Annotated in this window: 12 protein-coding genes; 10 read left to right on the top strand and 2 right to left on the bottom strand. The window is 59.3% G+C overall.

Translation table 11 applies throughout. The features are described from left to right. Nucleotides 1–46: 46 nt before the first annotated feature. Together ACYZT8_RS12040 and lldD are read left to right on the top strand one after the other, a co-directional pair. Complete coding sequence (locus ACYZT8_RS12040; protein ID WP_461981353.1) at nt 47–1,669, top strand: MFS transporter; 1,623 nt, start codon at nt 47–49, stop codon at nt 1,667–1,669. 198 nt (nt 1,670–1,867) lie between these two features. Further along, nucleotides 1,868–3,016, top strand: a complete 1,149-nt coding sequence (gene lldD, locus ACYZT8_RS12035; protein ID WP_461981351.1) for an FMN-dependent L-lactate dehydrogenase LldD — start codon at nt 1,868–1,870, stop codon at nt 3,014–3,016. 160 nt (nt 3,017–3,176) lie between these two features. Here the strand turns inward: lldD and ACYZT8_RS12030 are convergent, their stop codons facing one another. Beyond that, nucleotides 3,177–3,545, bottom strand: a complete 369-nt coding sequence (locus tag ACYZT8_RS12030) for a DUF427 domain-containing protein (RefSeq protein ID WP_461981349.1) — start codon at nt 3,543–3,545, stop codon at nt 3,177–3,179. A gap of 308 nt (nt 3,546–3,853) precedes the next feature. Here ACYZT8_RS12030 and ACYZT8_RS12025 point away from each other — a divergent pair, with 308 nt between their 5' ends. The 6 genes from ACYZT8_RS12025 to ACYZT8_RS12000 all read left to right on the top strand — a co-directional run bounded on the left by ACYZT8_RS12025 (nt 3,854) and on the right by ACYZT8_RS12000 (nt 8,971). Then, nucleotides 3,854–4,276 carry a hypothetical protein gene (locus ACYZT8_RS12025; protein ID WP_461981347.1) on the top strand — a complete coding sequence of 141 codons (423 nt, stop codon included), beginning with the start codon at nt 3,854–3,856 and terminating at the stop codon, nt 4,274–4,276. Nucleotides 4,277–4,440: 164 nt separating this feature from the next. Further along, nucleotides 4,441–6,390: a DNA topoisomerase III gene (locus tag ACYZT8_RS12020; RefSeq protein ID WP_461981345.1), complete on the top strand. Its 1,950-nt coding sequence runs from the start codon at nt 4,441–4,443 to the stop codon at nt 6,388–6,390. A gap of 116 nt (nt 6,391–6,506) precedes the next feature. After that, a complete protein-coding gene (locus tag ACYZT8_RS12015) occupies nt 6,507–7,136 on the top strand; it encodes a glutathione S-transferase family protein (protein ID WP_461958422.1) in 630 nt (209 codons plus the stop codon). A 49-nt stretch (nt 7,137–7,185) separates the two neighbouring features. Next, nucleotides 7,186–7,689 (top strand): GNAT family N-acetyltransferase, encoded by a 504-nt coding sequence (locus ACYZT8_RS12010; protein ID WP_461981343.1) that lies wholly within the window; start codon nt 7,186–7,188, stop codon nt 7,687–7,689. 518 nt (nt 7,690–8,207) lie between these two features. Next, nucleotides 8,208–8,537: a hypothetical protein gene (locus tag ACYZT8_RS12005; protein WP_461981341.1), complete on the top strand. Its 330-nt coding sequence runs from the start codon at nt 8,208–8,210 to the stop codon at nt 8,535–8,537. Nucleotides 8,538–8,668: 131 nt separating this feature from the next. Next, on the top strand, nt 8,669–8,971 hold the full coding sequence (locus ACYZT8_RS12000) for a hypothetical protein (protein ID WP_461981339.1): 303 nt from the start codon (nt 8,669–8,671) through the stop codon (nt 8,969–8,971). On the opposite strand, the gene cynR is transcribed toward ACYZT8_RS12000, so the two are convergent. After that, on the bottom strand, nt 8,957–9,853 hold the full coding sequence (cynR, locus tag ACYZT8_RS11995) for a transcriptional regulator CynR (RefSeq protein WP_461981337.1): 897 nt from the start codon (nt 9,851–9,853) through the stop codon (nt 8,957–8,959). The two genes, ACYZT8_RS12000 and cynR, sit on opposite strands and share 15 nt — an antisense overlap. A gap of 122 nt (nt 9,854–9,975) precedes the next feature. On the opposite strand from cynR, the gene cynS reads away from it, so the two are divergent. Both cynS and ACYZT8_RS11985 read left to right on the top strand, forming a co-directional pair. After that, nucleotides 9,976–10,443 carry a cyanase gene (cynS, locus tag ACYZT8_RS11990; protein ID WP_461958417.1) on the top strand — a complete coding sequence of 156 codons (468 nt, stop codon included), beginning with the start codon at nt 9,976–9,978 and terminating at the stop codon, nt 10,441–10,443. Between the two features lie 180 nt (nt 10,444–10,623). Then, complete coding sequence (locus ACYZT8_RS11985; RefSeq protein WP_461981335.1) at nt 10,624–11,283, top strand: carbonic anhydrase; 660 nt, start codon at nt 10,624–10,626, stop codon at nt 11,281–11,283. Nucleotides 11,284–11,292: the final 9 nt, after the last annotated feature.

Raw genomic sequence — 11,292 nt, 5'->3', positions numbered from 1 at the left:
CAACACCAGTGGAACAACAAAAACAATCACTGTGAGGGATACCGATATGTCAGAACATGTTCAGCCGCTGGATGCCGCGCGCAGCGTCGACACCAGCCCAGACACCCGCAAAGTCATCTTCGCGTCGTCACTCGGGACGGTTTTCGAGTGGTACGACTTTTTCCTCTACGGCGCCCTCGCGGCGGTGATCAGCAAACAGTTTTTCGCCGGGGTCAACGACACCACGGCGTTCATCTTTGCGCTGATGGCCTTCGCGGCCGGCTTCATCGTGAGGCCATTCGGCGCGTTGGTGTTCGGACGGCTGGGGGACATGATCGGGCGTAAATACACCTTCCTCGCGACCATTATCCTCATGGGCGTGGCGACCTTCTGCGTCGGGCTACTACCGACTTACGCAAGCATCGGCATCGCCGCGCCGATCATCCTCGTGGTGTTGCGCATGCTGCAGGGCCTGGCCCTGGGCGGTGAGTACGGCGGCGCCGCGACGTATGTCGCCGAACACGCGCCGATGGGTAAACGCGGTTTCCACACCAGCTGGATTCAGTCCACTGCGACCCTCGGCCTGTTGCTGTCGCTGCTGGTCGTACTGGGTTGCCGCTACTTCACCGGTGACCAGTTTGAAGTCTGGGGCTGGCGGATTCCGTTCCTGTTTTCGATCGTTCTGCTGGGCATCTCGACCTGGATTCGCCTGAGCCTGCACGAGTCGCCAGCGTTCGTGAAAATGAAAGAGGAAGGCAAGCTCTGCAAGTCGCCGCTGCGCGATTCCTTCGGTAAATGGGAAAACCTCAAAGTCGTACTGATCGCGCTGTTCAGCATCAACGCCGGGCAAGCCGTGACCTTCTATGCGGCGCAGTTCTACGTGCTGTTTTTCCTCACCCAGTTCCTGAAGATGGACCCGGCGCTGGCCAACAGTCTGCTGATTGTCAGCGTGATTATCGGCGCGCCGTTCTTCATCTTTTTTGGCTGGCTGTCGGACAAGGTCGGGCGCAAACCGATACTGATGATTGGCCTGCTGCTGGCCACCGCGCTGTATTTCCCGATTTTCAAATCCATCGCCCACTACGCCAACCCGGCCATCGACCAGGCCAGCCGTCAGGCACCGATCACCGTACTGGCGGACCCGGCCACTTGCACGTTCCAGTTCGACCCGGTGGGCAAGGCGAAATTTGACAGCCCGTGCGACAAGGTCAAAACCTTCCTGGTGAAACAGGGCCTGCCCTACAGCAGCGAAGCGGCCCCGGCCGGCAGCGCCGTGCAGGTCAGTGTCGGTGACGTGAAACTGGATGGCTTCGACGAAGCGGCCCTGCGCGGTGCGGTGACCCTGGCGGGGTATCCGTCGCAAGCCGATACGCAACAGGTCAACAAGCCGATGATCGTGGGGTTGATGGTGGTGCTGATCATCATTTCTGCCATGTGCTACGGCCCGCTGGCGGCGCTGATGGTCGAACTGTTCCCGACCCGCATCCGCTACACCTCGATGTCCCTGCCCTACCACATCGGCAACGGCTGGTTCGGCGGGTTCCTGCCGACGGTGTCGTTTGCATTGGTGGTGTATACCGGGGACATCTTCTACGGGCTGTGGTACCCGGTGGTGATTACCGCGGTGAGTCTGGTGGTGGGGATGATCTGTTTGCGTGAGACCAAGAATGTGGACCTCGACAAAAACTGAGCCCACCACAATCCCCTGTGGTGAGGGAGCTTGCTCCCGCTGGGTGGCGAAGCCGCCCCAATCCAGCCAACTCGATTGTTCTGATACACCGAGGCGGCTGGTTTGGGCCTGCTGCGCAGGCCAGCGGGAGCAAGCTCCCTCGCCACAGGTTAAGCTCAACGACATCGGCAGCCCCGCCATTCCACAGACCGAGGCACCATGATCATTTCATCCGCATCCGACTATCGCGAGGCAGCACGTCGCAAACTCCCGCGTTTCCTGTTCGATTACATCGATGGCGGGGCTTATGCAGAGCATACGCTCCGGGCCAACAGCACCGATCTTTCAGGCATCAGCCTGCGTCAGCGCATTCTGAAAAACGTCGAAACCCTGCGCCTGGAAACCACCCTCTTCGATCAACCCCTTTCAATGCCCGTCATCTTGGCACCGGTCGGCCTGACGGGGATGTTCGCCCGCCGTGGTGAAGTGCAAGCGGTCAAAGCGGCGGAGAACAAAGGCATTCCCCTGTGCCTTTCAACGGTGTCGGTGTGTTCGATCGAGGAAGTCGCGGCGCAGAGCCAGCAATCCATCTGGTTTCAGCTGTACGTGCTCAAAGACCGGGGCTTCATGAAAAATGCCCTGGAGCGTGCGAAGGCCGCCGGGGTGAAAAACCTGGTGTTTACCGTCGACATGCCCACCCCCGGCGCCCGCTACCGCGATGCGCATTCAGGCATGTCAGGCCCTTTTGCCTCATCGCGGCGCATGCTTCAGGCCATGACCCGACCCGACTGGGCGTTCAACGTCGGCCTCATGGGGCGTCCACACGACCTAGGCAATATCTCGAAGTACCTGGGCAAAGCCGTCACGCTCGAAGACTACATGGGCTGGCTGGCCAACAATTTCGACCCTTCGATCAGCTGGAGCGATCTGGAGTGGATTCGAGATTTCTGGAAAGGCCCGATGATCATCAAAGGCATCCTCGACCCTCAGGATGCCAGAGACGCGGTCAGCTTTGGCGCGGATGGCATCGTGGTGTCGAACCACGGCGGGCGGCAGCTCGACGGCGTACTCTCCACCGCCAAGGCCTTGCCGCCGATCATGCAGGCGGTGGGAAATGATCTGACCGTGCTGGTCGACTCGGGCATCCGCTCGGGGCTTGATGTGGTGCGGATGCTGGCCATGGGCGCGAAAGGCGTATTGCTGGGGCGTTCCATGGCCTATGCACTGGCGGCCGATGGTCAACGCGGGGTGGAAAACATGCTGGATATTTTCGCCAAGGAAATGCGCGTGGCCATGACGCTGACCGGAGTGACTTCGATTGGCCAGATTGATGAATCGACGTTGGTCGAAGCGGTACGAATGGGCTGAACACTGACGCTGAAAACGCCCCTATTCCCTGTAGGAGCTGTCGAGTGAAACGAGGCTGCGATCTTTTGATCTTGTTTTTACAAAAGCAAAGTCAAAAGATCGCAGCCTCGTTTCACTCGACAGCTGCTACAGGGGGCCTGTCGTGGCATTTTCGCGGGCCTCACTCAACGTCTTTGAGCACCTCAAACGTGACTTGATCGGGATAGAACGCCACATAACCGCGAATCTGATCCACCGACACTTTGGGATCCTCATACCGCCACACCGCATTAGCGCCCTCATGCCCCGGGATTTGCAGACTGTAGTAAGTGGCGTCGCCCTTGTAGGGGCAATAGGTCGTGTGGTCGGTACGGGCAAAATACTGTTCAGCAATGTCCTCCCATGGAACGTAATACACCGGAGGATAATTGGCCTCGAGCAGCACCAGTGCGCGCGAGGAGGCGGCCACCTGAATACCGTGAAACTTCACCAACAGGATGCCTGGTTGCTCTGCGATGGTAATGACAGGACTAGGACCGGTGCTTTTCATGGAATACGTTCCTCATGACGGTGATGAACCTGTGGGAGCGTGCGGTGCGGCGATCCGACTTGCCCGCGATGGGTCGCGCAGCGGCCCCAGAATCTGAGACTGCGAGTTGTCAGGTATAACCCAAATTTCGCAACCACGACTGCTTCACAGCCGAACGGGACGGTGCGGGTGTCAGCGAGGCGTGCGGACAAGAAACCTGGCAAGGTTGAAATATCGTCTACGATTCATGTCAGCGTTCACTTCCCTACTGCGCAGATAAGCGTTCGTGGCGTGGGGTTTCGAGTCTCAGCAATCTGAGGGTCTTCTCCATGCCTGATTCGCAAATTGCCCCGCCGGGGGCCGGAAAACTGCTCTATCGCGGCTCCGTTGAAGCGGATGACCCCTGGTTCGAGACACCGGTGCAACTCACCTCTGGAGAACGCTATTTCTTTCGGGCGTCAGGGTCCTGGACCGACTGGAACCAGCCGCACGATGCCAACGGCTTGCGCATTGAAAAACTGCGACCTTTCGAACGCTTCATTCGCTGTCAATCAGCGGATGCCGCCTGGTTCACGCTCGTGGGGGCAATTGGAAAGGATCGCGACAGTTTTTTCGCCATTGGCGATGGGCTCCGCTGGCCGGAGGGCTGGGTAGCGCCGGCATCCGGTCAACTTTTCTGCTTCGCCAACGACGCGCGGTTGATGTACTTCAACAATCACGGCGCCGTCTCACTGGAGGTGTGGACCACTTGAACACCAGATCATGCGCGGATCCGCTCGGTTGCCGATGAACATCGCTCACCCTTGGCAATCAATCGCAACGCATAGGCTGTACATCCATACAGATAATGATTGATCCATCGCTCATCAACGGCCATTCTGTGCACCTCTTGCACTCTTGATGAACGACGGTGGTTATGCAGCTGTACCTCTGTGAAAAACCTTCCCAGGCCAAAGACATCGCGGCAGTACTCGGCGCCAAGCGTCGGGGCGACGGTTGCTGGCTGGGAACGGATGTCACGGTGACCTGGTGCATCGGCCATCTGCTGGAAACCGCGCCGCCGGATGCCTACGACGCACGCTACAAGCGTTGGGTGCTGGCGGATCTGCCGATCATTCCGGAAAAATGGAAGATGACGGTTAAACCGCGCACGGCCAGCCAGTACAAGGCGGTCAAACGCTTGCTCGGCGAGGCGGATGAGCTGGTGATTGCCACCGACGCCGACCGTGAGGGCGAGATGATTGCCCGGGAGTTGGTCGAGCATTGCCGTTATCGCGGGCCGATCCGGCGACTGTGGCTGTCGGCGCTGGACGATGCGTCGATCCGCAAGGCGCTGGCGGCGCTCAAACCGGGGGCCGAGACCTTCAGCCTTTATCATTCGGCACTGGGGCGGTCCCGTGCCGACTGGTTGATCGGGATGAACATGAGCCGGTTGTTTACGCTGCTGGGTCGACAGTCCGGATATCAGGGCGTGTTGCCGGTGGGCCGGGTGCAGACGCCGACCTTGCGGCTGGTGGTGGATCGCGACCGCAGCATTGCCGACTTCGTGCCGGTCGCCTATTGGGCCATCGACGTGCAACTGTTGCACGACGGCACGAGGTTTACCGCCCAGTGGCGCGCGGCATCCGACGTCTGTGACGATCAGGATCGCTGCCTTAATCAGGCGCTGGCCCAGCAAGCGGCCGCCGCCATCAACAGCGCGGCGAGTGCCCGGGTGATCAAGCTCCGCACCGAGCGGATGCGTGAAGTCGCGCCGTTGCCGTTCGATCTGGGCACCTTGCAGGAAGTCTGCTCGAAGAAGCTCGGGCTCGGCGCCCAGGAAACACTCGACATCGCCCAGGCGCTCTACGAAACCCACAAAGTCATCACCTACCCGCGCAGCGATTGCGGTTTCCTGCCGCTGAGCCAGCACAGCGAAGCCCCCGGCATTCTCGCCGCGCTCCGGCAGGCCGACCCGTCGCTGGACGCCTTGAACGATCACCTGGAGCCACAGCGCCGCTCACGCGCCTGGAACGATGCCAAGGTCACGGCTCACCACGGCATCATCCCGACGGCGGCGGCCAAGCATCTCGATCGACTGGTGGGCAAGCAACGGGCGGTCTACACCCTGATACGTGCGCGTTATCTGGCGCAGTTCCTGCCCAACCATGAATACGACCGAACCCAGGCTGACTTCGATTGCGCCGGTGAAGCCTTGCGTGCCGTCGGCAAGCAGATCGTCGAGCCCGGCTGGAAACGTGCCCTGCCCGAGGCACTCGCCCCGGCGAAGGGGCGTGAGGCACCGGCACCGCAAACCCTGCCGGCATTGGCCGAAGGGCGTGACTGCAAGGTGGCCGATGTAAAGCTCAAGGACCTCTGGACGCAACCGCCCAAGCCCTTCACCGAAGGCGACCTGATCAAGGCGATGAAGAACGTCGCCAAACTGGTAGAAGACCCGCTGCTCAAACAGAAGCTCAAGGACACCACCGGCATCGGCACCGAAGCCACCCGCGCCTCGATCATCCAGGGCCTGCTCGACCGCGGTTACCTGATCAAGAACGGCAAAGCCCTGGCTGCGACTCCGGCGGCTTTCAGCCTGATCGATGCGGTGCCGCGCGCCATTGCCGACCCCGGCACCACGGCCATCTGGGAACAGGCGCTGGACATGGTGCAAAGCGGCGAGATGAGCCTGGAAGAATTCGTCACCAAACAAGCCGCGTGGATGAGCAAGCAGGTAGCCCGTTGCGCCGGTCTTAGCCTGTCCATCAGTGGGCCGGCGAGCCCGGCCGGTCGGGGTGCCACACCGTGGAAAAACAAACGAAAGCCCGCCAAGCGCAAACCATCGACGGGCGCAAAACGTGCCGCGAAACCGGCAAGCAAGACTTGATGGCACTTCGAATGGGCCGTGATGGTCTAGTGTTCTTCAAGCCTGACAACCACCCCATTTTCTGAAAAGACATCGCAGCCTCGTTTCACTCGACAGCTGCTACAGGAATCTTGTTTATGATTATCGTGCATCACCTGAACAACTCCCGCTCCCAACGTATTCTCTGGTTGCTGGAAGAACTGGCCATTCCTTATGAGCTGAAACGCTATCAGCGTGACCCGAAAACCAATCTTGCACCGCCGGAATTGAAAGCGATCAACGCCCTGGGCAAATCGCCGGTCATTGAGGATGGCGCGCAGAAACTGATCGAGTCCTCCGCGATCATCGACTACCTGATCCGCCGCCATGGCCAGGGGCGCCTGCAACCCGATCCGTCGACCCCCGCCTACGACGAATACGTCCAGTGGCTGCACTTCGCGGAAGGCTCGGCCATGCTGCCGCTGATGTTGAACCTGTACGTCGGGCGTCTGGGTGAGGCCGGTGCACCGCTGCATCCGCGCATCAACTCGGAAGTGGCGAACTACCTCGGCTACCTCGACACGGCATTGAGTCAATCCGATTACCTGCTCGGTGATGAATTCAGCGCTGCGGATATCCAGATGAGCTTTATCGGCGAGATCGCCCGGGCTCAGGGCAAACTGGGCAACTACCCTCATGTAGCGGCCTGGGTACAACGCTTTCAGGCACGCCCTGCTTACGCTGCTGCGTTGAAGACAGGTGGGACGTACGACTTCGCGCCCCACTGAGTGATCCCGAATGGGCCACGGACGGCCCTGCGATCTGGAGCGAGCCAGCATGCCTTCGATAGAACTGCACGTCGCACACCGCGATGAACTGGAAACAATCGAGAACCTGATGCAGTTCTACATGCACGACTTCAGCGAGTGGCTACCGCTGAAACTCGGAGAGCACGGCTTCTACAACATTCAGCCGAAAACGGATTACTGGCGCAACCCCGCGACCCGGCCGTTTTTGATCAAGGTAGAAGGTGAGCTCGCCGGTTTCGTGACCGTGGACGACGACGTTCATATCGAGGGTGCCGAGCACAACATCGGCTACCTTTTTGTCAGTCGACGCTTTCGTGGCCAAGGTGTCGCGAAGTTTGTCGTTTCCACCCTCTTGAGCCGCTTCCCCGGTCAATGGCAGATTTTCCACATCGACGCGAACCCGCCTGCACGGCGGTTCTGGGCCAGGTTGATGCCCGAACTCGCAGGCGATGAATTCACCCAGCATCAGCTGCCGGTAGACGGTTACCCCTGCACCTTTTACCGCTTCGAATGCCCACGGCTATTGCCCTGACCGGCATATCGCGGCTCCCCTTTTTAATTCCAAAGCGCTTTGTCCGACAATATGTAGTGACTGAAAATAATCACTACATAACGGTTGACGCCTCCGATTTGCCCTTGCATGATGCAGACATCTCCCCGATCGGGAGTACAGCAACATGTTTGAGCAAGCTCGTCTGACCGCCGAGCTGTTTTTCCCGGATACACGCTGCCCACAAGGCAGATTGAAGAAGCTGACCTGGCCCGAACGTCCAGTACAAGGACGAGAAGCGCTGGCGATCAATCCTCATGAAGCTTGTGGCCGACCCTCAAAAGTCGGCGGTGGCCTCCAGGTTTTCGCTGCTTCTCTTCGTTGTGACGCTATTGCGTAGCAGTTATTCAACACGACTACATGCAACAGACGCGAGACCCCGTTGAATTGACGGCTGACCGCTGACGTCCTGGTTTCGGTGCCAGGGATCAACTAACCGATGGGCTACCTGTATTAGCGAATCAACTTTGAAAGATCACCAAATGGTCAAGGGGCATATTATGAATCTGAACAATCAACCTACTATCGATGAACTGGCTCGTATGTTTGCTGCGCAAAAAGACAGCCACGACAGCCACATTCTGTGGATCAGCAAGTCGGGTCAGGTGCATATGGACTGCCTGTCGCCGCACGCCCACGAAGCCGAGTTCGACCAGAACAACCAGAACCTGCTTGCCCGACTGAAGATGTACCGTCGCGGCCAGGGCTACGTCGGCAAGAAAGCCGCGGCCGACAAGGACTTCATCGGTCATGTTCTGCAAACGCTGAAACAGGCGTGGGCCTCGATGCAGAACCAGAATGAAGTTCGGGTGATTGACCGGTTCTACTGATACCCCCGCTGCTAATCAATAAAAAAAGGCCCCGCTCGTAGTATCGAGCGGGGCCTTTTTTTGTTTGTCTCGTGCGCAGCAAATACAGCTATTGTTAAGCGTATTCGCTGCTGTGCCCATGGAGACTTGCGATGAACAATACCCTGACATTCCTGCTGTTACTGGCAATGGCAAATGTTGCCCACGCAGATAGCATCCCCAACCTTCCTTCATTCGATGTGATTTGCCCCGGCAATATCGCCGTCCATGCCGATCAGGAGGGTCCGGTAACGATCAATGACAAAGATGCCGTCACCAAAGTCATCAAGGAGCGCAGCTTCGAAGCCAAGGGTTCAAACGTCACACTCTCGATCGTCCTCGCCGATGACGATTCAGTCACAGTGACCTCCACGGGCAAGGCCCCCAATGGCGTCTGCCAATCACTGGACGACTGACTTCGTCACCCCCGTGCCCAACACCAGATTCATGAACGCCACAGACGCCGCGCTGTGATAATTGTTCTTGCGCCGAAGCAGCGCCGCCCCGCGCGTTGGCGCGTCTCCAAGCAATGGAATTTTGCGCAATGCCCGGTCCTGAGTGGCGATGGGCTCCGGGAGGATGGTGGCGATGGCCGTATGCCGAATCACTTCCAGCAACGTACTCACCGAGTTCACCTCAATCACCACCTTCGGCGTGATCTGCTCCTGGGCAAAATATTCATTGATACGGGTGCGGGTGACGAAGTCCGCGGCCAACAACGCAAAATCCAGTTGCGCCACCTCTTCAGCGGACAGCGCAGCCTGGCGTTCATATAACGGGTGATCCCGCCCTACCATCACCCCAAGGGTTTCGGTAAACGCCGGGATCGACTCAATGTCGGCATTTCTGACCTGGGTAAACGCGATGGCGATGTCCAGCGAGTCATCCGCCAGCCCCGCCTCGATGTCATCCATCGACAACTCGAAAATCTGCAGATGGATGTTGGGGAACCGCGCCACGTAATCGCGCACCAACGGCCCTACCAGATACGCCATGAACGTCGGCGTCATGGCCAGGCGCAAGGTGCCGCGCGACAAGTCCTTCACGTCATGTAGCGCCCGTTTGCCGGCTTCCAGTTCCACCAATACTCGACGTGCACATTCAATGTAGGCCTCGCCCGCATCGGTCGGTTTGACCGTGCGCGAGGTGCGGTCGAACAGGCTCACGCCCAGGGTTTCTTCCAACTGGCGGATTTGCTGGGACAGGGTCGGTTGTGAAACGTGCAGCGCCTCGGCGGCGCGGGTGAAGCCGCCGTGGTCGGCAACCGCCAGTAGATAACGCAGATGTCGCAGCAGCATGGGGCACACCATCTATAGGCAGGACTTATGCACAGCATTGTATATCGGTCTTGGACGCTATGGATCAATCGGCAGAAGATTGCTTCACACCCAAGCAATACAACCCCGACAGGAGAAAAACCATGCAACAGTCCCACGCTTACAACGACCCAAGTCTGGCCCTGACCACCTCGATCCTCGACGCCAAGGCCCGCAAAAATCTGTCCTGGCAGGACCTGACTGACGGCACCGGCCTGGGCCTGGCCTACGTCACCGCCGCTCTGCTCGGCCAGCATCCGCTGCCGGAATCCGCCGCCAAAGTGATTGGCGAAAAACTGGACCTGGACGCCGACGCCGTGGCCCGCCTGCAAATCATCCCGCTGCGCGGCAGCCTCTCCGGTGTGCCGACCGACCCGACCATCTACCGTTTCTACGAAATGATCCAGATCTACGGCACCACCTTGAAAGCCCTGGTTCATGAGCAATTTGGCGACGGCATCATCAGCGCGATCAACTTCAAGCTCGACATGAAGAAGGTCGAGGATCCAGAAGGCGGCCACCGCGCTGTGATCACCCTTGATGGCAAGTTCCTGCCACTGCGTCCTTTCTAACCGATCTGAACACGCGCAATTCCCTGTAGCTGCTGTCGAGCAACGCGAGGCAGCGTCCGAGCCGGGGTCGCGCTCGACCGAAGTCTTCGCAGCCCCATGCGACTGCTCCGCAGTCGGACACAGCCTCGCGTTGCTCGACAGCTGCTACAGGGCAACCATCCGATTCAAGAGGACACCACCATGAAAGCGCTCATCGACGGTTTTTTGAAGTTCCAGAAGGAAGCGTTTCCGCAACGCACCGACCTGTTCAAACACCTGGCCACCACCCAGCATCCCGGCACGTTGTTCATCACCTGTTCTGACAGTCGCGTCGTGCCCGAACTGCTGACCCAGCAAGAACCCGGTGAATTGTTTGTGATCCGCAATGCCGGCAACATCGTGCCTTCTTACAGTCCGCACCCGGGTGGCGTCTCGGCCACGGTCGAATATGCGGTCGCGGTACTGGGCGTGACCGACATTGTGATCTGCGGCCACTCGGATTGCGGCGCCATGACCGCCGTCGCGAAGTGCACATGCATGGATCACCTGCCGGCCGTCAGCGGCTGGTTGCAACACGCTGAATCGGCCAAGGTCATCAACGAGTCCCGCCCTCACGCCGATGACACGGCGAAGGTGAGTTCGATGGTCCGCGAGAACGTCATCGCGCAACTGGCCAACATCCAGACGCATCCGAGCGTGCGCCTGGCCCAGGAAAAAGGTCAGTTGAACCTGCATGGCTGGGTCTACGACATCGAGACCGGGTCGATCGACGCTCTGGAAGCCAGCAGCCGCAGCTTTGTGTCACTGGCCGAGCACCCGACCACCTGCGCTGTTTACGGCAAAGCCGTCGACGCCGCTTGATGGGTGGCC

The organism is Pseudomonas sp. LB3P93, assembly GCF_054898025.1.
The sequence above is the reverse complement of the archived record's forward strand: the minus strand, read 5'-3'. Positions and strand labels throughout refer to the sequence as shown.

Coding starts and splice junctions, on each gene's coding strand:
- ACYZT8_RS12040 (WP_461981353.1), top strand. CDS start 47: ATGTCAGAACATGTTCAGCCGCTGGATGCCGCGCGCAGCGTCGACACC.
- lldD (WP_461981351.1), top strand. CDS start 1,868: ATGATCATTTCATCCGCATCCGACTATCGCGAGGCAGCACGTCGCAAA.
- ACYZT8_RS12030 (WP_461981349.1), bottom strand. CDS start 3,545: ATGAAAAGCACCGGTCCTAGTCCTGTCATTACCATCGCAGAGCAACCA.
- ACYZT8_RS12025 (WP_461981347.1), top strand. CDS start 3,854: ATGCCTGATTCGCAAATTGCCCCGCCGGGGGCCGGAAAACTGCTCTAT.
- ACYZT8_RS12020 (WP_461981345.1), top strand. CDS start 4,441: ATGCAGCTGTACCTCTGTGAAAAACCTTCCCAGGCCAAAGACATCGCG.
- ACYZT8_RS12015 (WP_461958422.1), top strand. CDS start 6,507: ATGATTATCGTGCATCACCTGAACAACTCCCGCTCCCAACGTATTCTC.
- ACYZT8_RS12010 (WP_461981343.1), top strand. CDS start 7,186: ATGCCTTCGATAGAACTGCACGTCGCACACCGCGATGAACTGGAAACA.
- ACYZT8_RS12005 (WP_461981341.1), top strand. CDS start 8,208: ATGAATCTGAACAATCAACCTACTATCGATGAACTGGCTCGTATGTTT.
- ACYZT8_RS12000 (WP_461981339.1), top strand. CDS start 8,669: ATGAACAATACCCTGACATTCCTGCTGTTACTGGCAATGGCAAATGTT.
- cynR (WP_461981337.1), bottom strand. CDS start 9,853: ATGCTGCTGCGACATCTGCGTTATCTACTGGCGGTTGCCGACCACGGC.
- cynS (WP_461958417.1), top strand. CDS start 9,976: ATGCAACAGTCCCACGCTTACAACGACCCAAGTCTGGCCCTGACCACC.
- ACYZT8_RS11985 (WP_461981335.1), top strand. CDS start 10,624: ATGAAAGCGCTCATCGACGGTTTTTTGAAGTTCCAGAAGGAAGCGTTT.